Origin of the sequence: Clostridium sp. D46t1_190503_E9, from assembly GCF_015555225.1 — a bacterium.
GTDB lineage: Bacteria > Bacillota > Clostridia > Clostridiales > Clostridiaceae > Clostridium.
This window is the reverse complement of the sequence record NZ_JADNKB010000007.1, coordinates 87,183-113,583: the sequence shown is the minus strand read 5'-3', so window position 1 is coordinate 113,583 and position 26,401 is coordinate 87,183. Positions and strand designations below refer to the sequence as shown.

General features: G+C 28.9%; 24 protein-coding genes, 1 riboswitch and 1 other annotated feature. Of the genes, 19 read left to right on the top strand and 5 right to left on the bottom strand.

The features are described 5' to 3' along the window. Positions 1-6: 6 nt before the first annotated feature. Positions 7-1,065: a transporter gene (locus I2E83_RS09900; RefSeq protein ID WP_195263881.1), complete on the bottom strand. Its 1,059-nt coding sequence runs from the start codon at positions 1,063-1,065 to the stop codon at positions 7-9. A gap of 131 nt (positions 1,066-1,196) precedes the next feature. Between I2E83_RS09900 and I2E83_RS09895 the strand changes: the two genes are divergently transcribed. From I2E83_RS09895 to I2E83_RS09880, 4 genes are all read left to right on the top strand, one after another. After that, positions 1,197-2,303, top strand: coding sequence for a hypothetical protein (locus I2E83_RS09895; protein ID WP_195429643.1), 1,107 nt, complete (start codon positions 1,197-1,199; stop codon positions 2,301-2,303). Positions 2,304-2,386: 83 nt separating this feature from the next. After that, positions 2,387-3,313 (top strand): TIGR01212 family radical SAM protein, encoded by a 927-nt coding sequence (locus I2E83_RS09890; RefSeq protein WP_195263961.1) that lies wholly within the window; start codon positions 2,387-2,389, stop codon positions 3,311-3,313. A gap of 82 nt (positions 3,314-3,395) precedes the next feature. Then, positions 3,396-4,127 (top strand): 2-phosphosulfolactate phosphatase family protein, encoded by a 732-nt coding sequence (locus tag I2E83_RS09885; RefSeq protein WP_195263879.1) that lies wholly within the window; start codon positions 3,396-3,398, stop codon positions 4,125-4,127. Between the two features lie 576 nt (positions 4,128-4,703). Next, positions 4,704-5,573 (top strand): CAP domain-containing protein, encoded by an 870-nt coding sequence (locus I2E83_RS09880; protein ID WP_195429641.1) that lies wholly within the window; start codon positions 4,704-4,706, stop codon positions 5,571-5,573. Between the two features lie 176 nt (positions 5,574-5,749). On the opposite strand, the gene I2E83_RS09875 is transcribed toward I2E83_RS09880, so the two are convergent. Together I2E83_RS09875 and I2E83_RS09865 are read right to left on the bottom strand one after the other, a co-directional pair. Continuing rightward, complete coding sequence (locus I2E83_RS09875; protein WP_195429639.1) at positions 5,750-6,046, bottom strand: hypothetical protein; 297 nt, start codon at positions 6,044-6,046, stop codon at positions 5,750-5,752. Between the two features lie 849 nt (positions 6,047-6,895). Further along, entirely contained in the window at positions 6,896-8,071 is a 1,176-nt protein-coding gene (locus tag I2E83_RS09865; RefSeq protein ID WP_195429638.1) for a class I SAM-dependent rRNA methyltransferase, read from the bottom strand. Positions 8,072-8,427: 356 nt separating this feature from the next. On the opposite strand from I2E83_RS09865, the gene I2E83_RS09860 reads away from it, so the two are divergent. The 7 genes from I2E83_RS09860 (at position 8,428) to I2E83_RS09830 (ending at position 14,831) form a co-directional block, all read left to right on the top strand. Further along, a complete protein-coding gene (locus I2E83_RS09860) occupies positions 8,428-10,140 on the top strand; it encodes a peptide ABC transporter substrate-binding protein (protein ID WP_195429637.1) in 1,713 nt (570 codons plus the stop codon). 81 nt (positions 10,141-10,221) lie between these two features. Further along, complete coding sequence (locus I2E83_RS09855) at positions 10,222-11,175, top strand: ABC transporter permease (RefSeq protein WP_195429636.1); 954 nt, start codon at positions 10,222-10,224, stop codon at positions 11,173-11,175. Between the two features lie 16 nt (positions 11,176-11,191). Beyond that, the gene (locus I2E83_RS09850; protein WP_195429635.1) at positions 11,192-12,115 is read left to right on the top strand and encodes an ABC transporter permease; all 924 of its coding nucleotides are present in this window, start codon (positions 11,192-11,194) and stop codon (positions 12,113-12,115) included. 14 nt (positions 12,116-12,129) lie between these two features. Beyond that, positions 12,130-13,176 (top strand): ABC transporter ATP-binding protein, encoded by a 1,047-nt coding sequence (locus tag I2E83_RS09845; protein WP_195429634.1) that lies wholly within the window; start codon positions 12,130-12,132, stop codon positions 13,174-13,176. Beyond that, positions 13,169-14,134 (top strand): oligopeptide/dipeptide ABC transporter ATP-binding protein, encoded by a 966-nt coding sequence (locus I2E83_RS09840; RefSeq protein WP_195263871.1) that lies wholly within the window; start codon positions 13,169-13,171, stop codon positions 14,132-14,134. Before I2E83_RS09845 ends, I2E83_RS09840 begins: the two co-directional genes overlap by 8 nt. Positions 14,135-14,156: 22 nt before the next feature. Next, entirely contained in the window at positions 14,157-14,519 is a 363-nt protein-coding gene (locus tag I2E83_RS09835) for a hypothetical protein (protein ID WP_195263870.1), read from the top strand. Positions 14,520-14,648: 129 nt separating this feature from the next. Beyond that, positions 14,649-14,831, top strand: coding sequence for a hypothetical protein (locus I2E83_RS09830; RefSeq protein ID WP_195263869.1), 183 nt, complete (start codon positions 14,649-14,651; stop codon positions 14,829-14,831). Between the two features lie 81 nt (positions 14,832-14,912). On the opposite strand, the gene I2E83_RS09825 is transcribed toward I2E83_RS09830, so the two are convergent. Continuing rightward, positions 14,913-15,131 (bottom strand): (2Fe-2S)-binding protein, encoded by a 219-nt coding sequence (locus tag I2E83_RS09825; protein WP_008681498.1) that lies wholly within the window; start codon positions 15,129-15,131, stop codon positions 14,913-14,915. 301 nt (positions 15,132-15,432) lie between these two features. Continuing rightward, positions 15,433-15,689: a binding site (T-box leader), on the top strand. A 183-nt stretch (positions 15,690-15,872) separates the two neighbouring features. On the opposite strand from I2E83_RS09825, the gene ileS reads away from it, so the two are divergent. Beyond that, a complete protein-coding gene (gene ileS, locus I2E83_RS09820) occupies positions 15,873-18,983 on the top strand; it encodes an isoleucine--tRNA ligase (protein WP_195429633.1) in 3,111 nt (1,036 codons plus the stop codon). A 360-nt stretch (positions 18,984-19,343) separates the two neighbouring features. Next, a complete protein-coding gene (locus I2E83_RS09815; RefSeq protein ID WP_195429632.1) occupies positions 19,344-20,342 on the top strand; it encodes a LacI family DNA-binding transcriptional regulator in 999 nt (332 codons plus the stop codon). A gap of 259 nt (positions 20,343-20,601) precedes the next feature. Here the strand turns inward: I2E83_RS09815 and I2E83_RS09810 are convergent, their stop codons facing one another. Then, positions 20,602-20,787, bottom strand: coding sequence for a hypothetical protein (locus I2E83_RS09810; protein WP_195263866.1), 186 nt, complete (start codon positions 20,785-20,787; stop codon positions 20,602-20,604). A gap of 115 nt (positions 20,788-20,902) precedes the next feature. Here I2E83_RS09810 and I2E83_RS09805 point away from each other — a divergent pair, with 115 nt between their 5' ends. The 6 genes from I2E83_RS09805 (at position 20,903) to I2E83_RS09780 (ending at position 26,266) form a co-directional block, all read left to right on the top strand. Next, positions 20,903-21,478, top strand: a complete 576-nt coding sequence (locus I2E83_RS09805) for a nucleoside recognition domain-containing protein (protein WP_195429631.1) — start codon at positions 20,903-20,905, stop codon at positions 21,476-21,478. Positions 21,479-21,496: 18 nt separating this feature from the next. Beyond that, complete coding sequence (locus I2E83_RS09800) at positions 21,497-22,021, top strand: nucleoside recognition domain-containing protein (protein WP_195263864.1); 525 nt, start codon at positions 21,497-21,499, stop codon at positions 22,019-22,021. 122 nt (positions 22,022-22,143) lie between these two features. Next, entirely contained in the window at positions 22,144-22,356 is a 213-nt protein-coding gene (locus tag I2E83_RS09795) for a hypothetical protein (RefSeq protein ID WP_195263863.1), read from the top strand. 110 nt (positions 22,357-22,466) lie between these two features. Further along, a complete protein-coding gene (locus I2E83_RS09790; RefSeq protein WP_195263862.1) occupies positions 22,467-22,907 on the top strand; it encodes an ACT domain-containing protein in 441 nt (146 codons plus the stop codon). 18 nt (positions 22,908-22,925) lie between these two features. Beyond that, on the top strand, positions 22,926-24,158 hold the full coding sequence (locus tag I2E83_RS09785) for an aminopeptidase P family protein (protein ID WP_195429629.1): 1,233 nt from the start codon (positions 22,926-22,928) through the stop codon (positions 24,156-24,158). 85 nt (positions 24,159-24,243) lie between these two features. Next, positions 24,244-24,419, top strand: a riboswitch (Lysine riboswitch). A 119-nt stretch (positions 24,420-24,538) separates the two neighbouring features. Then, complete coding sequence (locus tag I2E83_RS09780; protein ID WP_195429627.1) at positions 24,539-26,266, top strand: Na+/H+ antiporter NhaC family protein; 1,728 nt, start codon at positions 24,539-24,541, stop codon at positions 26,264-26,266. Positions 26,267-26,401: the final 135 nt, after the last annotated feature.

Genomic DNA, 26,401 nt, shown 5'->3' with positions numbered 1-26,401 from the left:
TATGAATTAATTTAATTCTTTTTTATGTTTAAAATAAAAATAAATTGTTTGTGCTATAAATACCAAGCTAAGCATACCAAAAAGAGGATATAATGATCCAATTAATTTTGAAAATCCTATTCTTGATATAGGAAGAGCAATAATTAGAACTATGAAGATTGCTTTCTTAAAGTCTATATTAAAGCTATTATCTAATGTTTTACTTATGGAGTAAACATCAGAAACCTCAGTGGAAAACATTTCTAACCAAATTACAACTAATAATAATGCTTGAATTACATTGCCAAAGCGTTGTGCTACAAATAATAAAGGTATTTCATATTGATGTATATATGGTTGGTTTATCATTAACAAAAAGTTTATAGCAAAACTTAAACAAGCTAAACCTATTGCACCAAGTGTAATTCCATAAAACATAGTTTTAGGTTTTTTTATTTGATTACTAAGAGGCACTAATACACCAAGACAACAAAGAGTATTATATCCAGCATATAGTATTGTAGATAATGTGATACCAGTCTTTTTAGGTTCAAATTTAGTTAAAAATTCTATAGAAATCATATCTTTACAAAACATAAAATATAGTATGGTTATTGTTGTTATAGTAATAACAAGAGTTGGAACAATAAATGAATTAACTTCAATTAAACCATCTGTATCTCTTAAAAGAAAGAAAACTGCTAAAGCAACCATTATTAAAGATCCAATTATCTTAGGAATATTAAAAAATTGATTTATTAATGCACCACTACCAGCTAATATTATTGACGCACTAGAAATTAAGTATAGTGTAGTAATTACACCAGTAATTTTGCCGAGTAAATTTGGACTTACAACCTTAATTACATCACCATAAGAGTTTAACTTATATTTAATACTAATTTTAGAGACTATAGAACCCATAATTATATAAAATATACCACAAGCTATAATTCCTATAAAGCTTGATACTCCATATGATGTGAAAAATTCTTTGATTTCTTGTCCAGAAGCTAACCCAGCGCCAACAATTGTTCCAATAAAAACAACTGCTATTTGAAAAATTTTAGAAAATTCACGTTTCATTTTTAATCCCCCTATTTACTATCTATTAACAAATATATATTTATAAAAGCACTTTTATTCTTCAAAAATGAATAAGGTATATTTTCTTAGGGAAAATAACTTTGAGGAATATATATAAGGAGGTAATTAAAGTGAAAAAGAGGAATTTGTTTAAATGTTGTTTAGTAGTAATTATGAGTTTTTATTTATTATCTGCATGTGCAAAAAAAGAAAATAATGAAAAAGCTAATATAGATTTATTTAATCCAAAGGAAGCAGCAAAAATTGCTGAAAGTTATTTAAACTATGTTAAGGATGACAATATAGAAGAAGCAAATAAGCTATGTACAGAGCAATTGATAAGTAAAAATAAGGAGATTTCTACTGGAACATCAAGAATAATAGCTTATGCGCCTGATAACATGATAGAATCTTCGGGTTCAGCTTATGCGATATATAATGTAATTAGAAATTCAGCATCAGAACCAAAATGTGATTTAGATAATTATGCAATAAAGGTTTTAAAAATTGGAGATGAATATAAAATTGATGAAGTTAAATCAATGAATAAAAAGCAAGTTTTTGTAAGAAATAAATCCTTAAGAATAATTGGAGAGGATGGGGGAAAAAGTGATCTAATACTAACATTAAATAATTTACCTAAGGATGTTTATGTAAGTGAAAATAAAATAATGTTATATAAGGAAAAAGCTCCATCTGAGGCATTTGGACCAGTATCATTAGGATATAAAGGACAAAAAGTAGCTATCTCCACAATAGGAAATAATAAGGCTTTTTTATCAATTGCATATATAGAAGAAAGTAAAGCGGCTCAAGGGCAAGGCGGTGGAGAAAGTGCAACAGCAGGTGCAAATCAAAATTCTAATATTAGTAGTGATTTAGAGGAGCTAGTAGATAAACCAATAGCTAAGAAAGTTGTACCTTTAGATATACTGGATAATGTTAAAATGGAAAATTTGGTGTTTTCAAAAGAAGAGGGATATTTAATCGTAGAATATTTAAATGCTAGTGGGTTAAATAGAATAAATGTATATAAAACAGCTGATGGAGAACTTGTTAAGTTAAAATTTAATGAAATGTTTCCAGAAGATAAATATAATATAAATTTAAAGAGCTTTGATAAAAGTGAAATTACTGTTGAGGTAAGTGGTAAGGAAGGTAGAAATGATATTAATATAGATGTTATTGGTGGATATAAAGCAAATATGGAAGAAGAGGAAGTTAAAAAAAATATTTAAAATACTTAACATATAAAAATAATGTAGTAGAATAAAAGTACAACTTAAATATAGTGGTACTTTTATTTTTTTATTAGGAGGAAATAATGAAAGAATGGAATGGTAAGAGATATCATAGTTTAAACTATTATCTTAGAAATAAATTTAATGAAAAAGTATATAAGATATCCTTAGATGGAGGATTTACTTGTCCAAATAGAGATGGAAAAGTTGCTAAAGGAGGTTGCACATTTTGTAGTGCTAGAGGATCAGGTGATTTTGCTGGAAGTAGAACCTTATCTATAACAAAGCAATTTGAAGATAGAAAAGATATGATGGAGAAAAAGTGGAAGGATGGAAAGCTAATTGCATATTTCCAAGCTTATACCAACACTTATGCACCAGTAGAAGAACTTAGAAGAAAATATAGAGAAGCATTAATGCAAAAAAATGTAGTAGCTTTATCGATAGCAACAAGACCAGATTGTATTGATGATGATGTTTTAGAGTTTTTGACTGAATTAAATGAAAAAACATATTTGATTGTTGAGCTTGGACTACAAACAATAAATGATGAAAGTGCTAGAAACTTTAATAGAGGATATGACTTTGAAGTATTTGATAATACATTAAAAAGATTATTAGAAAGAAACATTGAGGTAGTTGTACATACTATTTTTGGATTACCAGGTGAAACAGAAGAGGATATGTTAAAGACAGTAGATTATATAGCACACTCAGGGGCAAAGGGTATAAAGTTCCATCTGCTTCATCTAATGGAAGGGACAAAAATGGTTGAGCAATATGAAAGTGGTGAACTAAAGCTATTAACACAGGAACAATACATAGATTTAGTTTGTAAGGGAGTTTCTATGATTCCAGAAGAAATGGTAGTGCATAGATTAACAGGAGATGCACCAAGGGAATTGCTAATAGGACCAATGTGGAGCTTAAAAAAGTGGGAAGTATTAAATGCCATAGATAAAGCACTAGAGGATAATGATATATGGCAAGGAAAGAATTTTAAATAGTCTAATTATTAAAGATGAAGAATTAAAATATAAAAATTAATAATTGATCAAATTTCAATTTAAAATATGGGGAGGTATTTTTATGAATATAGATGTAATTATATCTGCAGATCATATTAAAGAAGAATATCTAGAAGATAAGACCGTAGTAGTAATAGATATGCTAAGAGCTACATCGGTTATTACAACAGCATTAGCAAATGGAGCAAGGGAAGTTATTCCTATGCTAACCGTAGAGGAAGCCTTCAATAAGAAAAAAGAACTTTCAGAAAAAGGAATAGCCACATTGTTAGGGGGAGAGCGAAGAGCTATAAAAATAGAAGGATTTGACTTTACTAATTCACCATTAGAGTATACGAGAGATAAAATAAAAGGAAAAAGTATAATATTAAGTACCACTAATGGAACAAGAGCAATAAATTTAAGTTTAAAAGCAAGTAAAATACTAATAGGTGCGATGATAAATGCTAAAGCTGTTATAGATAGATTGAATGAAAATTCTAGTGATGTTGTATTTATAAATTCAGGTACAAATGGTCAGTTTTCTATGGATGACTTTATATGCTCAGGGTATATGATTAATTTATTATGTAAAAAGGGTATTTATAATTTATCTGATATAGCTAAAACAGCTAAATATATATATGAAAATAATCAAAATATAGTAAGCTTTATAAAAGAGGCAAGACATTATAATATATTGAAAGATTTAAATTTACAGGATGATCTTGAATATTGCTGTAAAAAAGATATATTAGATATAGTTCCAATAGTAAATAAAAATACAGGCATTATATCATTAATAAATGACTGATAATAAATTTCAATTAATTACAATTTTTCTATTGACAATGGTAAAAAAAGAATATATCATAATATTAGATTGATAATCAATATCAGTTAAAGAGAGAGAAAATATTATTAGAAGCTCCACACTTTTAATAATATGAAGTATATACAAATAAATTAAACTCCTATAATTATAGAATTTATTTCAGTAAAAGATGACTAATAGCAACGCTTAGTCGTCTTTTATTTTTGTTCAAAAATATGTAGAATATATAAAAAAACTTTTTGGTAATTTTATCATGGTAAATATATCAACTTGCTGATGAAAAAAATATTTGATTATTAATTTTTATATAAAAATTAATGTACTTAAACTTTGGAATGACGCAATCTAAGGAAGAATGAAAAATTAATAAAAATATATGTAAATGTTATGAGTTTTATATGATGTTTTTTATGGTAAAAAATGAATATCAAAAATTAAATTGGCATTAATAGAATAATATTAAATAATTAGAAACTAACTCATATTTAGACCCCCTAAACATTATGTTAGTATAATGGCACAGATGAACAAACAAATCTGAAGGGGGAATTACAAATGATTAAATCAAAATTAATGATGTTATTAGCATCAACAGGATTAACAATAGCCTTAGGAGTAGGAAGCTTTTTTATGCCTTCAAAAACTGAAGCACCTAATAATGATGCTACAAAGATTCAATCTAACAGTGAAACTTCATCTGAAAATAAGGAAACAAAAACTGATGAATCTAATAGTGTAGTAGAAACAAGTAAAAATACAGTAGCTTCAGCAGATAAGGTTTCAACTGAATCTAAGACTAATGAAAATAATGAATCTTCAAATAATAAACAAACTGCAAATAGTAAGACTGAAACAGGTGTACAAGCTGATCAACAAACAGAAAATAAAAATTCAAATGAAGATTGTTATACTGATGGACAATACACACCACAACAAAAGCCAGTGGTTACTCCATCACAAGGTTCCAACTCTAATTCAGGGCAAGAATCAAATCAAAAACCAAATGTTTCAGATAGTAGCAGCTATATAGCTGAAATTGAACAAGCCATATTCCAAAGAGTAAATCAAGAAAGAGCAGCAGCTGGGCTCCCTGCATTAAGCTATAATGGAACTATGGAGCACTATGCTAGAATTAAATCTAAGGATATGGGCGATAGAGGATATTTTGATCATAAAGATCCGCAAGGAAAGTTAATTACTGAACAAATGAAGGCAGATGGAGTATCATATAGTGCTTGGGGTGAAAACATTGCATACATACAAGGTGTAAGTGGTAATGCGACTTTAGCAACACAATTTATGGACAACTGGATGAACTCATCAGGACATAGAGCAAATATACTATCATCAAACTTCAGTAGCATAGGTATTGGTGTTTACAAAATAGGAAACACATATTATGCAACACAAGAATTTTATAGATAAAAATGAAAGATATAAGATAACGTGGATAGACTAAGTTACGATTATATATAACTTATAAAAGCTATTATTTTGCAATATGACTTGCAAAGTAATAGCTTTTAATTTTATATAGAATATTACAGGAGTGACGTAATTATTTTAGTAAAGGTATTATTAGTATAAATAAAACTTAAATATTATAGATCACATTTCACTATATCTATATAAAGATAAAACAAATTATCCTTTGATAATTGATTAAATAGTAGTAGTAAATTTGAGGTCTTTATTTTTATGTTTATTCTATTTCTTTTAGATATAGTCAATGACTCACAAAAGGAGTATTTTTCTATAATCTTAACTGCTTCATCAATATTTTTGAAATCTAGGACTACATTATTGAATTCATATATAGAATTTGTAGTACTAGTATTAGTATTTGATATTTTTGATTCCTCAAAGTTTTTATTTACATTTTCAATATTTGATGTCACCTTAAAACCTTCTTTCAAAACTTAAAATCCATATAAAATATTCATATTATTATTGCCGTGGATATAATAGATAAATAAAATGCATATATTTATTAAAATAATACTTATATAGAAATATTTACCTAGAATAAATTATATATTATTTTTTAAAAAAGTCAAAAATACTATTTATTTTAGATGTAATATACTAATAGTATTAATTATGTAAATTGATAATTAAAACAGAAAAATATTATAAATAATATTTTAAAATATAAAGTTAAATATAAAATTATATAAATTATAAAGCATATGAATTAATGTCATAATTATTATTGGCTTTAAATTACTATTCTTAGGTTTATATATTAAATATGAATAAATAAAAATAAAAGAAGGTATAGAAATAGCTAGTACATATATGAGTGAATAATAATGTCTACAACTAAAAATAATTGAAGATATAATAGTTATAGCAAATTTATTTTTAATAAATTTATTTACTATATTAACAATTAGTAAGATTATTCCTGATTCTAATATTGGAACTATAAATATAGAGAGTATAATAAATATAAAGCTTATACTTATATTAGGCGAATATAATTTATTTTTATATATTGATAGAATAGTGAATGGAATAGTAGAAAGATATGATATTATCGATGCTAAAATAATGAATTTAAAAGGGTTAGGTTCTTAATATAATAAATTAGTTTATTCATAAAAATGCTCCTTAATGACACTATAGATTTTAAAAGTATGTATTATGTATATTATAATGTGCTTTATTAATAAAATGATATAGTAAAAAGAGCTTTATATTATGAAGCTCTTTTTACTATTCTTATTAGTTTTTATTTAATTGTATTAGACTACTTGGAAAATAAAGAATTTTAAATAATATGATTCATCAGAATTCCATAAAATTGGATGATCAGCACTTTGGGTTCTTATTTCTACTTGTCTTAATGTTCTTCTAGCATCATGAGCAGCTTCTTGAACTGTCTTTTTTAATTGCTCTTCACTCATATAGTGTGAACAAGAGCAAGTAGCAAAGTATCCGCCTGACTTAACCATTTTTAAGCCTCTAAGATTTATTTCTTTATAGCCTCTAATTGCTGATTTGATAGTATTTCTTGACTTTGTGAATGCTGGTGGATCAAGTATAACAACGTCAAATTGTTTACCTTCTCTTGACCAATCTCCAAGAACATCAAAGGCATTATGACATTCGAATTTAACTATATCTTGTAAGTTGTTAAGTTCAGCATTTCTTCTTGCACAATCAATAGCATGTTGGGATACATCTATACCAAGAACTGATTTAGCACCAGCTATACCAGCATTTAAGGCAAATGAACCTGTATGAGTAAAACAGTCTAATACATCCTTATCTTTACATACTCTATGCATAGCAGCTCTATTTTCTTTTTGATCTAAGAAGAATCCAGTTTTTTGACCATTTTCTAAATCAACTATGTATTTGACTCCATTTTCTATTATTTGAATATTTGTATCAAAAGGTTCTGTTAAGAAACCTTTAGTTTGTTCAAGTCCTTCAATTTCTCGTGTCTTAATATCACTTCTTTCATAGACTCCCTTAGCACCATATTCTTCAACTAGAACTTTTACTATTAGATCCCTATACTTATCCATTCCTAAAGTAGAAATTTGAATTACATAGTAATCTTCAAATTTATCAACAGTAAGTCCAGGTAAAAAGTCAGCTTCACCAAATATAAATCTACAAGAAGAGGTATCTATAACTGTTTTTCTATATTCAAATGCATTAGCAAATCTCTTTTTAAAGAAATCATAATCTATTTCTTCATTGATATCATTTGTCATTATTCTTATAGTTATTTTACTTCTATCATTTATGTAGCCTTTTCCAATAAAGAATCCTTTATGATTATATACCTCAACTATATCACCGTTTTCATAATCGCCATCATATTCATTTATCTCATCAACATATATCCAAGGTCTTCCTTGCTCAGCTCTTTTATTTTTTCCTTTATGTAAATAAAATTTACTTGCCATATTGTAGCTCCTTCCTAAATTAATCTTATAAGATTATATCATAACTATAACAAAATAAATATTAAACTTGAATAATATAGGTTAATAATAAAATTATTTGTATTTAATAATAAATATGTAAAACTGAAAAATAAATCAATAAAATATAAATAAATTATTAAAAAATAATGTGTAAATAAATTGACTTTAATAAAATAAGTGCTATAATATTAACAATAAACTAAATGTAATAAAATGTAATAATGTATATATTTAACTATTTATTCAATTAAATAGAATTTGTTTATATCTATTTTGAATAGCTAAATATATTAATGTGCATATTTATTATACTAATAATAAAAAGGGGGCAAATTATGAAAAAAAGGTTTATTTCTTTACTAGCGATAGGCTTAACTTGCATGATGGTACTTGGAGGTTGTGGAAGCAAGGGTCCTGAACAATCACAGAATGGAGAGTCTGGTAGTGTACAAATGGATAGTGAACAAGTTCTAAATACTATTTATTTTGAGGTGGTTACATTAGATGCAAATGATTGTACAGATAATCAAAGCTCATCTATTCTTAGTGCAGTAGAAGAAGGATTAGTAAGAATTGAAAATAGTGGAAAAGGCGATGAAATAGTACCAGCTGGGGCAGAAAAATGGGAAGCATCAGAGGATGGATTAACATGGACATTCCATTTAAGAAAAATGAATTGGTCGGATGGAGAACCTGTAGTGGCAAAACACTATGTTGATTCTTTCAAAAGAATATTAAATCCAGATAATGGTTTTGCTTACTCTTTCTTAGCTTATGATATAGAAGGAGCAGAAGAATACAATACAGGTAAAGGTTCACTAGATTCTGTAGGAATAAAAGCTACTGATGATTATACCTTAGAATTTAAGTTAAAACATTCAGTACCTTACTTTGTATCAAAGGTATCCTATGCAGTATTCCATCCAATTAGATTAGATATTATAGAAAAATTAGGTGACCAATATGCTAGCAATATTGCAGATAGAGTATATAATGGACCTTTTAAAGTAGAAAGCTGGGACAATGGAAATTCAATGGTATTAGTAAAAAATGATACCTACTGGGATGCAGATAATGTACATCTTCAAAAGGTTAACATGACAAATATTAAAGAATTTGCTACTCAAGCTCAATTATTTGAAGCACAAGAATTAGATATATCAGGAGCTCAAACAGATTATATAGACAAATGGACTGAAAGAGCTGATGCAGGTGAATTCCAAAAGCTAACAGGATCGGATCCAGGATCATTCTATTTATATTTCAATCAAAAGAGTGAATCAGCTAATGGAATATTAAAAAATGCTAAAATAAGAAAAGCTATTGGACTAGCTGTAGATAGAGATGTTTATACAAAAGATTTAGTTGGTAGATATCAATCAGCATATGGAGTAATTCCAACAGCTATAAATGTCGGAGATGAAAAATATAGAGATAAAGTAGAAGGACCTTTAGAAAGCGATGCAAAGACTTATGTAAATAATAAGGAAAAACTTCAAGAACTATTTAAAGAAGGATTAAAAGAATTAGGACTTCAAACAGATGATTTAAGTCAATATGAATTAACTTATTTATCTCAAGGAAGTTCAGAATTACAAAAACAAAGAGCTGAATGGATGGCACAACAAATTAATGGAAATTTAGGAATTAAGATTAATGTTGAAACTCAAGGTGACTGGGGATTGTATAATGATATATTAGAAAAGTTAGAATATGATTTTACAATGGCTGGATGGTCAGCAGATTATAATGATCCAATGACTTTCTTAGATATATGGGTATCAAATGGTGGAAATAATCATACTGGTTATGCTAATACTGAATATGATGAATTATTAGCGTCTGTATATAAAGAAACAGATCAAGCTAAAGTAACAGACATTTATAAAAAGCTAGAAAATAAATTAGTTAATGAAGATGTTGTTATGTCACCGTTCTACTATACTGATAAATATACATTCTATCAAAACTATGTTAAGGGCATTCAATTTACTTCATTTGGTGCAGTGTATGAATTCAAACATGCATATATACAAGGGAAAAACTAATTAAAGTTATCATATAAAATTAGTATGATGCACATCAACTATTGTTGATGTGCATTAATTCAATATAGAAAGGGTGGGAATATGGCAAAGTATGTTGTAAGAAGATTTTTTGAAATGGTTATTACACTTTATTTAATTGGAACAGCTACTTTTTTTCTTTTAGCTGCAATTCCAGGAACAGCTATAGATAAGAAGATTCAAAAGTTGCCAGAGCAAACAAAACAAATTGTTATAGCTAAGTATGGTTATGATAAGCCTGTAGTAGAGAGGTATTTTATAACAATAAAAAATTATATTGTAAAGGGTGAATTTGGTGAGTCTTTAGTACATGCAGGTGATACACTTTCAAGCATAGTTAAAAATAAGATGCCAGTTTCATCAAGGCTTGGAATACAGCAAATAGTAGTTGGAGTAACACTAGGTATTCTTTTAGGAATAGTTGCTGCAATGAATAGAGGTAAAATCATTGATTATGTAATTTTAGTAGGAGTAATGCTACTTGCTTCAGTTCCTTCGCTAGTATTATCACTATTATTACAAAAGTACTTAGCAAAGGGTCCGTTATTAAATTTACCTATAATAGGATGGCCAAAAGGAACAGATATTTGGTTTGGAGGGTGGAAGTACACACTTTTACCTACATTAGCGGGTGCAGGAACATATTTAGCTTATTATGCAAGATTGATGAAGACAAGCATGTTGGATAGTATAAATCAAGATTATACACTTACAGCTAGAGCAAAAGGATTATCAGAAGTGGAGATAGTTAGAAGGCATGTTCTTAGAAATTCATTTATTCCAATAATTACAGTATTACCAGTAGCGATATCAGGAGTAATTTCTGGATCTTTCTTTATAGAAAGGGTTTTCGCTATTCCAGGAGCAGGTCAATATTTTATTCAAGCTGCAAATGATAGAGATATTCCAATTTTAATGGGATTAACGTTACTGTATGCATTAATTTATCTTATAGCAATATTTATAACTGACATACTTTATACAGTTGTAGACCCGCGTATAAGATTAGTTAAGTAGATAGGAGTGTAACTTTATGAATAAATTAGAGGTAAAAGATAAAAGATTTGAACTTGTAGACTCATCTACATTAGATGGCGATTTAGTTGTAAGGCCCAATATTAGTTATTGGCAAGATGCTTGGAGAAGGCTTAAAAAGAATCCAGTTGCTATGGGTGCCTTATTTGTATTAGTTGCTATTGTGCTAATGGCAATTTTTGCTCCAATAATAAGAAATATGGATTATCAAACTGTTGTAACAGAAAAAAAGAATTTATCTCCTAGTAGTGAGTTCTGGTGGGGAACAGATGCTATGGGAAGAGATTTATTTACAAGAGTGTGGATAGGAACAAGAATATCAATAAGCGTAGCATTGATTGCTACTGTAATAGATATAGTAGTTGGATGCTTATATGGAGGCATAGCTGCATATTTAGGTGGAATAGTAGATGAAATAATGATGAGAATAGTTGAAGTATTAAATAGTATTCCATACTTAATAATTACCTTACTGATTTTAGTTGTTTTAGGAAATGGATATTTTCAGTTAATGTTAGCTTTATGCCTAACAGCTTGGACTGGCACAGCAAGAATGATACGGGGACAAATTCTTCAATTAAGAGAAAGCGAATATGTTTTAGCGGCAGAGGCTCTAGGAGCATCTCCAATGAGAATAATTTTAAAGCATTTATTACCTAACACAATTGGATTAATAATATTAGATGTTGCATCAACAATTCCAAGTGTAATAGTTTCTGAAACAATATTGTCATTTTTAGGCTTAGGATTAAATATTCCAGCATTTAGTTTAGGTTCGTTATTATCAGCAGGACAACAAGCCATGGCATTTTATCCTTATCAATTGCTATTCCCTACGATAGTTTTATGTTTATTAATATTATCATTTAACGTTTTAGGTGATGGCTTAAGAGATGCTCTAGATCCAAAATTAAGACAATAGGAGGTATATAAGGTATGGAAAAGTTAGTGAAAATAAATGAATCAATTCTAGATGTTAAAAATCTAAGAGTATCTTATCATACTTATGCAGGAGAGGTACAATCTGTTAGAGGGGTGTCTTTTGAGGTTGATAGAGGCGAGGTATTAGCTATAGTAGGAGAATCGGGATGCGGAAAAAGCGTTACAGCTAGATCAATTATGGCATTAATACAAGCTCCACAGGGAGAAATTAAAGCGGACAGTAAGATATTTTATAATGGAGAAGATATATTAACTTATGATAAAAAGAAGGTTAGAGAGTTCAGAGGTGGGGAATGTGCAATGATATTCCAAGATGCATTAACCTCTCTTAATCCAACTATGAAGGTTGGTAAGCAAATAATAGAGAATTTAGTAGCACATAGAAATATGGATAAAAAATCTGCACGAGAAGAAGCTATAAAGATACTTGAATCTGTAGGAATACCAAATGCTGAAAAGAGAGTTGATCAGTATCCACACGAATTTTCAGGTGGAATGAGACAAAGAGTTATGATTGCAATAGCAGTTGCTTGCAATCCTAAAATTTTAATAGCAGATGAGCCTACAACAGCTCTTGATGTTACAATTCAGGCACAAATACTTGAACTTATTAATGAATTAAAAGACAAGCTCAATACAGCAGTAATATTAATAACTCATGATTTTGGAGTAGTTGCGGGAATGGCAGATAAAATTGCTGTAATGTATGCTGGACAAATTATAGAACATGGGGAAAAGAGAGAGATATTCTATGAGTCTAAACATCCATATACTTGGGCACTTTTAAACTCAGTTCCTAAGCTTGGATGGAAAGGGAAGCAGTTACTAGACACAATAAAAGGAACACCCCCTGATTTAATTGCACCACCAGAAGGATGCGCATTTGCAGCTCGTTGTAAATATTGTATGAATATATGCTTAGAAGAGGAACCAAAGGAGTATTCATTTGGAGATACACATAAGGCTAAATGCTGGTTATACAGTGAAGAGATTCCTGAGGAAATTTTAAAGAAAATTGAGGAGGAAAGAAGAAATGGCTAATGAATCAAATATAATTTTAGAAGTAAAAAACTTAAAAAAGTATTTTAAAATTGGGAATAAAGATATTTTAAAAGCAGTAGATGATGTTTCATTTGCCATAAAAGAAGGAGAGACTTTAGGATTAGTTGGAGAGTCAGGATGCGGAAAGACAACTTGTGGAAGAACTGCTATAGGATTGTATAATAAAACTTCTGGGGAAGTTCTTTATAGGGGTAAATCAATAGATGAATTAAAAGGTAAAGAAAAAAAACAATTTAATAAGGAAGTTCAAATTATATTTCAAGATCCTTATGCATCGTTAAATCCAAGAATGACTGTTGCTGATATAATATCAGAAGGAATAGATATTCATGGTATAGCTAAATCAAAAGAGGATAGGGATAAAAGGGTTTATGAACTATTAGAGTATGTAGGATTAAACAAAGAGCATGCAAATAGATTTGTACATGAGTTTTCGGGTGGACAAAGACAGAGAATAGGTATAGCTAGAGCTTTAGCTGTTGAACCTAAATTCATTTTATGTGATGAACCTATTTCTGCTCTAGATGTATCAATTCAAGCACAAATTGCTAACTTATTAATTAATTTACAGAAGGAATTAGGATTAACATATTTATTTATTGCCCATGATCTATCTATGGTCAAGCATATTTCAGATAGAGTAGCAGTTATGTACTTAGGTAGTATGGTTGAATTGGCTGAATCGGAAGAATTATTTAATAATGCTAAACATCCATATACAGAAGCCTTAATGTCAGCAATTCCAATAGCAGATCCTGATATAGAAGAAAATAGGGAAAGAATTATGTTAGATGGAGATGTTCCTAGCCCAATTAATACTCCAAAAGGATGTAAGTTCCAAGGTAGATGTAGCAAATGTATGGATATATGTAAAAATGAATACCCGGAATTTAAAGAAGTAGAGAAAGGGCATTTTGTCGCTTGTCATTTATATTAATTAAATTTTAGGAGATAAACACATGAAAAGTTTGAATGGAATAATAAATGATTTTGCTAAATGCGTGCTTGTTGGAAGTTTTATATCTTTAGCAATTATTTTTGGTTTGGGGGTAATTTCTTTATTAATATCAAAGTTTAATTGGCAACAGTCATTAAATATTGTAAGAAGTGCATTGCTTATAATTGGACCATTAGGAATGATTTTGGGGGCCCTTTTAATACTAAAGAAAAGAGATGAGAAGGAATTATTATTTATTGACCAGTGGAAAAAAAGGTATAGAGTATTTTCATATAAAATAGTTTTAATAACAGTTAGTTTAATTATCATTTTGTATGGAGGAATTATAGATTGGATTATAGTGAATTCTAGCATAATGAACTGAATTATTTTGTGTTAAATTTAATTATAAATCCCATTCTTTAAGGAGTTTGGGATTTTATTTATTTTGATGAATATTAAATATAAATGTAAATATAATTATAGTATAAAGCAATTATTTGGGGAGATATATATGATATTTAAGGCGATTGTTATACCAACTCCAAGAAGAATTAGAAGATACGTGGAGAATAAAATTGATGAATTAACTTGTGAAAGTATAACAAAAGATAAGGTTGAAAATAAGGATTTAGAACATATTGATATGACAAAAGATACATTTAAAAATTTTGGATTATCCATCAGAATCTTTTAAATAAAAAAACCACCTGTTTCCATAACAGGTGGTTTTAGGGGAGATATAATCTATATGCTAATATAGTTTGGGGGAACTATATTAGTTATTTTCCAGATGTTTATCAATCAAATTTTGGATTGTAGGGGTACATCTGTAGCCTCTGCATCCACCTGTACAAGCTCCTGTTGCCTTAGAAACTTCTGCTACAGTGTGGGCTCCGGCTTTGATTGCATCTTTAATTTTGGATCTTGGTATTGCCTTGCAAGTACAAACTTTAGTAATCTTATCAAGGACTTGTTCGTTTAAGTTATTTTCCATTTAGTTTTCCTCCTATATTAAGAAATCGACTAAGGAAAATAAAGGGGATAAAAAATAAATTTAATGTTTATTCTTTATGTTTATATTATATATTTAGCAATAAAGAAAGTCAATACTAATTGATAAAAATTATTAGTTAATTTTTAGTATTAATAATACACATTATAAATATATTTTGCCAAAAATATATTTAAATATTCTTAAATATTCTTAAATATAATCTTTTATATTATTTTACTTTGTAGTAGAATATAGTTATTATTAATATAATGATGTATTAATATTATTTCATTATAATTAGTTAAAGACTGTGATTAGGAAAAGTACTTAGTTGGATACTTTAAGAGAGTGACTGGTTGGTGAAAAGTCATAGAGAATATTAAGGAAAATCACCTAGGAGTTTGAGGCTGAAAGGTTTATAATTACTGATTAAGTTTTTCACGTTATCCTGCGTTAAGGGATAGAGTATGTTTGTACTCGAATTCAAATAGTTTTTCATATTTATTTATGGGGAACTTCTAACCTTAGGTGGTATAGCGAATAATCTTCGTCCTATTGGGCGGAGTTTTTTTTATTTGAATCTATATATTTATTATTTTATAGTTGATGTTAGCTAATGAATAATTACTAAACTATAGTTAATAATGTAAAATATAGATTTAAGATTAATAATTAGTAATAAGTATATCCTTAAAGCAATTAGCTTTTATTATGAAGTAATTAACAGAAGGGAGTTAAGATATGTACAAAAAGGTTGAATTACCAAAGGGTTTTGTTGGTATGGAAAAAGAAGTAGCTGACCTTTGGAAAGAAAATAATGTTATCAAAAAGAATTTTGATATGAATCAAGATGGTGAATATTTTACATTTTATGATGGACCTCCAACAGCAAATGGAAGACCACACGTAGGGCACGTTTTAACAAGAGTTATGAAGGACATTATCCCAAGATATAAGGTAATGAAGGGATATAAGGTTATAAGAAAAGCTGGTTGGGATACTCATGGATTACCTGTTGAACTTGAAATTGAAAAGAAATTAGGTATTTCAGGTAAGGAGCAAATTGAAAGCTATGGAGTTGAAAAATTTGTTACTGAATGTAAAGAATCAGTTTTTACTTATGTTAACATGTGGGAAAAGATGACTAATCAAATAGGTTATTGGGTAGATATGGAGAAACCTTACGTTACATATCATAATTCATATATAGAATCTGTTTGGTGGGCATTAAGTCAAATGTGGGATAAAGGTCTTTTATATAAAGGTCATAAGGTAATGCCGTACTGTCCAAGATGTGGAACAGGACTATCTTCTCATGAAGTTTCACAAGGATATAAAGATGTTAAGGATTTAACTGCTATAGTTAAGTTTAAGGTTGAAGGCGAAGAAAATAAATATATACTAGCTTGGACAACAACTCCATGGACATTGCCATCAAACTTAGCATTATGCGTAAACAAAGCATATGACTATATTGAAGCTAAAGTTGGAGATGAAATATTAATAATTGCTAAAGATTTAGCTTCAAAAGTTTTAGGTGAAGACTACGAAGTAGTTAAGGAGTTTAAAGGAACTGAATTATTAGGAACTAAATATGAAAGATTACTTCCTTTTGGTGAAGTTGAAGGAAAAGCTTTTGAAGTTATACATGGAGACTATGTAACATTATCTGACGGTACAGGTATAGTTCATATAGCACCAGCTTATGGTGAAGATGATAGCATAGTTGCAAAGAAGAATGGAATTGGATTTATAAACTTAGTAGATGCAAGTGGTAACTTCGTAGAAGAAGTAACTCCTTGGGCTGGAAAGTTTGTTAAGAAGTGTGACGAAAGCATAGTTAAGTATTTAGATGAAAACAACAAGTTATTTAAATCTGAAAAACATCTTCACTCATATCCACACTGTTGGAGATGTGATACACCACTTCTTTATTATCCAAGAGAAAGCTGGTTTGTTGCAATGACTAAGCTTAGAGATAAGCTTTTAGAAAATAATAATAAAATTAATTGGTATCCAGATAACATTAGAACAGGTAGATTTGGTAAGTTCTTAGAAAATGTTATCGACTGGGGTATATCAAGAGATAGATATTGGGGTACTCCACTTCCTATTTGGGAATGTGAATGTGGCCACAAAGAATGTATAGGAAGTATAGCAGAGTTAAAGGAAAAAGGAATTAATGTTCCAGATGATATAGAGCTTCATAAGCCATATATAGATAACATCCATTTAAATTGTCCTAAGTGTAGCAAGGAAATGACAAGAACAGCTGAAGTTATTGACTGTTGGTTTGATTCAGGATCAATGCCTTTTGCACAATTACACTATCCTTTTGAAAATAAAGAGCTATTTGAAAAGAACTTCCCAGCTCAATTTATCTCAGAAGCTGTTGACCAAACTAGAGGTTGGTTCTATACATTATTAGCTATTTCAACAGCAATATTTGATACTAATCCTTTTGAAAACTGTATAGTTTTAGGACACGTATTAGATAAAAAGGGATTAAAGATGTCAAAATCAAAAGGAAATGTTGTGGATCCATTTGAGGTTTTAGATGCACAAGGTGCTGATGCAACAAGATGGCACTTCTATACTGCAAGTGCACCATGGCTTCCAACAAGATTCTCTATTGATGATGTAGCAGAAGCTCAAAGAAAGTTCTTAAGCACTTTCTGGAATGTATATTCATTCTATGTGTTATATGCAGAATTAGACAATTTCAATCCATTAGATTATAAAGATTTCAAATCAGAAAATGTAATGGATAAGTGGATAATGTCAAAACTTAATACTCTAATTAAAGATGTAGATAACAATTTAAATTCATATCAAATAACTCAAGCTGCATTAATCATTGAAGAGTTTACAGATGAGTTATCAAATTGGTATGTAAGAAGAAATAGAGCAAGATATTGGTCAGAAGATTTGACAGAAGATAAGATTGGTGCTTATGTAACTTTATATAGAGTTTTAACTACTTTAGTTAAAGTAGCTGCTCCTTTTGTACCGTTTATAACAGAAGAAATTTATCAAAATCTAGTTGTTGGATTAGATAAATCTTCTACAGAGAGTGTACACTTATGTTCATGGCCAGTTGTAGATGAAAGTGCTATTGATGAAGAACTAGAGAAAGAAATGGATTTAGCTTACACAATAGTTAAACTTGGAAGAAGTGCTAGAAATGGTGCTAATATAAAGAATAGACAGCCACTTTCAAAAATGTTATTATCAACAGATGCAATACCAGGATACTATGGAGATATCATAAAGGATGAGCTTAATATAAAATTAGTAGAGTTTGGTGCTGATTTATCACAATATGTTAATTTTGAAATTAAGCCTAACTTACCTGTATTAGGTAGAGCGTATGGTAAATTAATTCCAGGAATAAGAAGAGAAATAGCTTCAAGAAATCAAATGGAATTAGCACAAAAGCTTCAAAGTGGAGGAACTGAAACTATATCAGTAGATGGAACAGAAATAGTTTTAAATAGTGAGAGTGTTTTAGTAACAATGCAAGGATTAGAAGGATATGCTTTTGCAGGTGAAGGTGAAATAGGTGTTGTTTTAGATACAACTATTACAGAGGAATTGAAAGAAGAAGGTCACCTAAGAGAAATAATATCAAAGATACAAAACATGAGAAAAGAAAGAGGCTTTGAGGTAGCAGATAAGATTAAGTTATTTGTTGCAGATAATGATATGCTTATAGGTGTTGTTAATAAGTACTCTGATGTAATAAAGAGAGAAACACTAACTCAAGAAATTGTTATTAATGAAAAAGTAGAGTATACTGAAATTGTTATAAATGGTGAAAAGCTAAATATGACAGTTGAAGTAATTAACTAAATTAAAAAATAAGTTAATAAAGTTAGAGGTTTTATTAAACTTCTAACTTTTTAACTCTAATATAGTTTTTCAATTGCTAGATAATTAATATGTAGTTAATTAAATGGTGGAAGAGGGCTATTTAGTAGTGATAAATTTAAAAAAATTCTATTTAATTTTTAGGTAAATTTAACGATTCAAGAATTATATGAAAATCATGATGTTATGGAATATTTTGGTTAAAAGTGACATCTTTATTGCGAATATATAGTGAATTATTATAAAGAGAGACCTTGAATATTGTATTAACTATTTGCAAATAGTATAATATATAGTTAGAATAGGATAAAAGATTATAAAGAAAAATGGAGTGATGTTGGTATGGCTACTTCTATAAAAGATGTTGCTAGAGAAGCGGGCGTTTCAATTGCTACTGTTTCCAGAGTTTTAAATGATATAGATGTTGTAAATGAAGATACAAAAAAGAAGGTTTTAGACGCTATAAAAAAACTTGGATATAGACCTAATATAGTAGCAAGAAGCTTAAAGACGCAAAAGACAAAAACAGTCGGTATTTTAGTTCCTGATATTTCAAGTGGTTTTTATCCTGAAATAGTTAGAGGAGCGGAGGATGTTGCTAATATATACGATTATAACGTGATATTGTGTAACTCTGATTTTGATGACGAAAAGGAAAAGGAATATTTAAGAGTACTTAAAGAAAAAATGGTTGATGGAGTTATATATATGAGTTCATCATTACAAGAAGAAACTTTAAATATTATAAATGAATTAGATTTAACTACAGTATTAGTTGAATCCAAAGATAAAGAAGAAAGTTTACCAAGTGTAATAATAGATAATATAAAGGCTTCAGAGGAAGCTACTAATTATCTATTAAATAAAGGATTAAATAACATAGCATATGTAGGTGCTAAAAAAGATAGTATGAATGCTTGGGGAGACAGATACATAGGATATGAAAACGCCTTAAAAGAAAAAGGCCTTAATGTAGATGAAGATTTAGTTTATACTAAAGGATTAAAAGTTAAGACTGGATATGAGGCAGTTGAGTACTTTGAAAATAGTAAGAAGAGTTATGAAGCTGTAGTATGTGCTTCAGATGAAATTGCTATGGGAGTAATAAATGCATTAAGAGAGCGTGGTAAAAAAGTTCCAGAAGATGTAAGCGTTATAGGATTTAATGATAATGCAGTTTCTTCAGTTTTCTATCCTAAGATAACAACAATAAAGCAACCAAGTTATGATATGGGATCAGTGGCTATGAGAATGCTTATAAAGATGTTAAATAAAAAGGAATTAGAAGAATCACAATATGTTCTTGACTATCAGCTTGTAGAGAGAGAAAGCTGTAAGTAAAGTTTTAAGTAGGAATACTGAATAATATATTCAGTATTCCTACTTTTTTACATTTTATGTATTGCCACAAAATAGAAAGCATGATATAATTATGTTAATATATTATTAAACGTTTTCAGTTTCAACTATGTGTATGAGAAAGTATGATAGTGTATGGTCTGATTAGAAGTGGGTTATCTAATCAATAAGAAAATGTGAGTTATGGGTTACAAAAAAACAACTTCAGAAAATGAAGTTGTTTTTTTGTTTTATTATAAATTTAAAGAATTCCTTCAGTTTTTAATATGTTTTCTAATTCTTGAACTTTTTCTGTTAATGTAACAAATTTTTCTTTTAATACATTTCTAGGAAGATCAGTGTCATCTAGAACACTTACTATATCTTCTACTGTTTTTAAGGCGTCATCAATATCTTTTTGGGCTATTTTTAAGTTAGATTCCTTCATAATTCGTCTCCTTTATGTATATAAACATAATTAATATTACATATATTTATCCTATCACTAATAAATATTAGATGCAAGGCATATATTGTATAAGTAATTCATAAGAGGTGAGATTTTGATAAATTATATTTGGTTTGGAATGATATTTTTAGGAGTGCTAATTGGGTTGCTCACAGGAAATGGAGAGGTAATATCTAAGGCTATAATATCTTCAGCTGATTCAACAGTTTCTCTTATTATAGGATTGGTTGGTCTTATGTGTTTTTGGTGCGGAGTAATGAAAGTAGCAGAAAAAAGTGGTTTTACTAGCAAATTAGCAAAAGTTTTAAGGCCAATTTTAAAATTAATATTTAAAGAAGCAGCAAAAGATGAAAAAGCTTTAGGTGCAATAGTAATGAATATAACTGCTAATATGATGGGGCTTGGAAATGCAGCAACTCCATTTGGAATTAAGGCTATGCAAGAAATGGATAGATTAAATAAGGAAAAAGGAACAGCTTCAAATGATATGTCTCTTTTTCTAGTTTTGAATGCAGCTTGCATACAGCTGGTTCCATCTACAGTAATTTCAATAAGGGCAGCTTGTGGATCAAGTAATCCAGGAGCAATAATAATGCCAGCTGTGTTGGCAAGCACTATTGCAGCAGTTATGGGAGTTGTTTTTTGTAAAATACTACAACGATATTTTTAAAAGGGGGGGATTTTTAAGGTGTTTCAATATTTAACGAAAAGCATAATTCCAATAATAGTTATAATAATTATTACTTATGGAATGTTTAAGGGGAGAAAAGTTTATGAATGGTTTATAGAGGGAGCCAAGGATGGATTAAAAGTTTGTTTGAATATATTTCCATACTTATTAGCTATGATTATAGCTGTAAACATATTTAGAGAGGCAAAGTTATTAGATATATTAAATAATATGATAGCTCCAATAGGTGGGGTAATTGGACTACCTAAAGAAGTTATCCCATTAGTATTAGTCAAGCCTTTGTCAGGTAGTGGTGCTGTTGGAATCTTAACAGACATCCTAAAGACTTATGGACCAGATACTACTATAGGATTAATATCTTCAGTAATTATGGGGACAACTGAAACTATATTTTATACAATAACAGTTTATTTTGGTGCTGTGCAAATTAAAAAAATTAGACATACATTGTGGGCGGCAGTATTAGCTGATATAACTGCAATAATAACTGCGGTTTTTCTAGTAAGTAGACTTTTATTATAAATAGAAAAAGGTGTACAGAATAATTAATAACTTTTAAATAATACGTAATAATTTTGTAACTAGTTAATAAGCAAAATATTCTATAATAAATTATATAAATAAAGGAGGGAAGTGTTTAAGAGATGGAGTGGAATGACAGATTATTTTTGTCAGATGAAGAAATAAAAATTTTAGCTATATTTTTAGCGTATGGAGTAGGATTAGGAGTATTAGTTGGTCTATTTGTTGGAAACATACAACTTTGCTTTGCTTTAGGGGGAGTTATATCTATTTTGATTTCACTTATAAAAATTTTTATAGGAAGAGTTAAGAAATCAAATAAGATTCATATATAAATACAATGAAAAAAATAAACATTACGAATAATATGTATTTTCTTTTAAATAAGCTATATAATTATTAATTATATAGCTTATTTAATTTTCATATAGGGGCAGGTGATGTTATGGCTTCAGAAAAGTTTTATATTATTAGTAGTAAAGTGTTGCCGGAAGTTTTTAAAAAGGTTTTAGACGTTAAAGAAAGTCTTTTTACGGGAAAGGCAAAAGATATAAGTGAAGCTGTAAAACAAACAGGAATAAGCAGAAGTACATTTTATAAATATAAGGATTATGTTTTTCCTATGTCAGAGGGGATAAATAGTAAAAAGATAACCTTAGTTGTACTACTATCTCACGAAACTGGAACTTTATCTAAGGTTTTAGATTGTATTGCTTTTAATAAGGGAAATATATTAACGATAAATCAAGATATACCTATAAATATGGCTGCAAATGTAACTATAACATTAGATATATCTAATATGAAAAAAGATTTAAAACACTTAGTTAATACTTTAAGAGCATTACCTAATGTTGTTAGTGTTAAGGTATTAGCTATGGAGTAAAAAAGAGGGAGTGAATTTATGAATAAGGAATTCTATAAGAATAATAGAGCTAAGGTGTTAGAATGTATTGAAGATAATTCTTTACTAATTTTATTTGCAGGAAATGCACCAAAGAAAACTGCTGATGAAAATTATCATTTTACGCCAAATAGAAATTTTTATTACTTAACTGGAGTTGATGAAGAAAATCATATTTTAGTTTTATCTAAGATTAATGGTAAGGTCAATGAATATTTATTTATAAAAGAAGTTGATCCTATTGCAGAAAAGTGGGAAGGAAAAACTATTAGAAAAGAAGAGGTTCCTGAAATTTGTGGAATAGAGGATATTAAATACCTTGGGGAGTTTGATAATTTTATAGAAAAATTAGTTCTTAATAAAAAAGAATTAAATATATATCTTGATCTAGAAAAAGGTAATGCGTCATATAAATATGCGAATGAAGTTAACAATAAATATTATAATATAAATATTAAGAATGCTTTTAAAATTATAGGGGATTTAAGACTTATTAAGACTGAGGAAGAAGTTAATACAATAAGAAAAGCAATAGAAATTACAATAGAAGGCGTAAAAGAGTTAATGAAAAATTCCAAGCCTGGTATTAAGGAATATGAACTAGAAGCATATTTTGATTTTATATGCAAGAAAAATGGAGTAAAAGATTTTGCTTTTAAAACTATTGCAGCAGCAGGTAAAAATGCTACAGTACTACATTATGTAACGAATGATTCAAAATTAAATGATGGAGACTTAATATTATTTGATTTAGGTGCTCAATATAAATACTATAATGGTGATATATCAAGAACCTTCCCTATTAATGGTAAATTTACTGAAAGGCAGAAAGAGGTTTATAATGCTGTTCTTAGAGTGAATGAAAAAGTTATTAAGGAAATGAAGCCAGGAGTTAAATTTCTTGATTTAAATAAAAAGGCAAAGGATTGGATTTCAGAAGAATGTATTTCTCTTGGATTAATGACAGAAAAAGATGATGTTTCAAAATTCTATTATCATAGTATAGGACATAGTTTAGGAATGGATACACATGATATAGAATTAGAAAATAGAGATGTTACATTTGAGCCTGGAATGATATATACTGTTGAGCCTGGAATATATATCGAGAATGAAGGAATTGGAATTAGAATAGAAGATGATGTTTTAATTACCGAAGAAGGAAATGAAGTATTAACAAAAGAAATGATTAAAACAGTAGAGGAAATAGAAGAATTTATGGCGGATAAATAAGATTATTAGAAATTAATATTTACGTTATAGTTGATTTGACAAGTTAATATCTGTATAATATAGGTATAAATTAAATGTGAATAACGACAAGGGTAGAGGAGCGATACTTAAGAGTACTATTAATGAGGTAAGCACAGTGATTTAATAGGAAAGGAATTATCGCCGAAGCGTATGATTGATGCTTTAAAATCATATGGCTGGGGTTGCATAAAATATATGTAACACTGTCACAAACTTGCTTTGTGGTGAGCTATCGCTTGAGGAATTTTACTTTTTCTATTATAGTTTAAAGTATATTTAGAGCCTTGAGTGAAAACTCAAGGCTCTTTTTAATTTCTGCCCTTTAATTATTTACAAAATTACATTAAGGGGGATTAAATATGAATAATAAAAAAAGTTTAAAAGTAGCATTATTGACTATTATGATGATATTACTATCAACATCAATAGTCTTTGCAGAAGAGGTAGATATAGCTACATCTAATGCAAATCATTATGGGTTATTAACTTTAATACCACCTGTTATTGCAATAGTATTAGCTTTTTTAACGAAGAATGTAATTATATCTTTATTTATTGGAACATTATCAGGAACTTTCTTAGTACAACTAGTGGACAATTCACTTTTTAATGCTATTATAAATTCGTTTTTGGATTTTGTATCTAGAGTTTTAAACTCATTAGCTGATCCTTGGAATGCTGGTATAATTCTTCAGGTATTAGTTATAGGAGGAGTTATACATTTAGTTGCTAAGATGGGGGGCGCTAAGGCTGTTGCAGAAGTACTAGCAAGAAAAGCTAAAACTGCCAAAAGCACTCAAGTAGTTACTCTTTTATTAGGATTAGCTGTGTTTTTTGATGACTATGCTAATTCATTAATAGTTGGACCTATCATGAAACCAGTATCAGATAAAATGAAGATATCAAGAGAAAGATTAGCATTTATTATAGATGCAACAGCAGCACCAATAGCTGGATTAGCCATTGTATCGACATGGATAGGATTAGAGGTTGGTTTAATAAATGATGCCTTTATTAATGGTATAGGTCAAGAAGTTGATGCTTTTGGGATTTTCTTACAAACTATACCTTATAGATTTTATAATATACTGATACTATTTTTTGTATTTATTACTTCAATATTATTAAAAGAGTTTGGACCTATGTATAAGGCAGAAATAGAAGCAAGGAGAAGGGGATTAAATTCTAAAGATGAAGAAGTTGCAGTAGAGTCCAATATGGATCATGCTGAACTTGAACCAAAAGAAGGGATAAAGCTAAGTATATGGAATGCCATAATTCCAATCGGTGTACTAGTTGTGACGGCATTACTTTGTTTCTATTTTAGTGGTTACTCTGCAATAATGGGGGGAGATGACGTTTCACTTCAACAAATAATTACTAATTCACCATTATCATTTAAAGCTATACAAGAAGCTTTTAGTGCATCAGATGCATCTGTTGCGTTATTCCAATCAGCATTAGTAGCAAGTATAGTATCTATAATAATGGGAGTAGCTAAAAAAATATTTACAATTTCAGAAGCTATAGATACATGGATAGACGGTATGAAACCTTTATTAATAACAGGAGTAATATTATTATTAGCGTGGTCACTTAGTTCTGTAATAAAAGATTTAGGAACAGCAAAATATCTTGTTTCATTACTTTCAGGATCATTACCTAATTTCTTATTACCAAGCCTTATATTTATACTAGGTGCAATTATTTCATTTGCAACAGGAACTGCTTATGGAACTATGGGAATATTGATGCCGCTTGCAATACCATTGTCATATTCGATGAATCCTGATATGAGTTATGTAATTGTTAGTACAAGTGCAGTATTAACAGGAGCTATTTTTGGTGATCATTGTTCACCGATATCAGATACTACTATTCTTTCATCAATGGGAGCTGGATGCAATCATATAGCACACGTAAATACTCAAATGTGGTATGCTTTATTTATAGCATCCATAACAATTATATTTGGATATATACCAGCAGGTTTTGGATTACAGTGGTATGTAGTTCTCCCGATATCAATAATAGCAGTGTTCTTAGGAGTACAAATATTAGGTAAGAAGGTTGAAGAAGTAAAGTAAAAAATGATAAATTAACTTGGAATAATAATTAACTAGTATTATAGTCTAGTTATATTAAAGATTTGAAATACCATATATAGTAAATGAAGCTCTACAAGATGTTTATTTGTAGAGCTTCATTCTAAGTTGGAAATA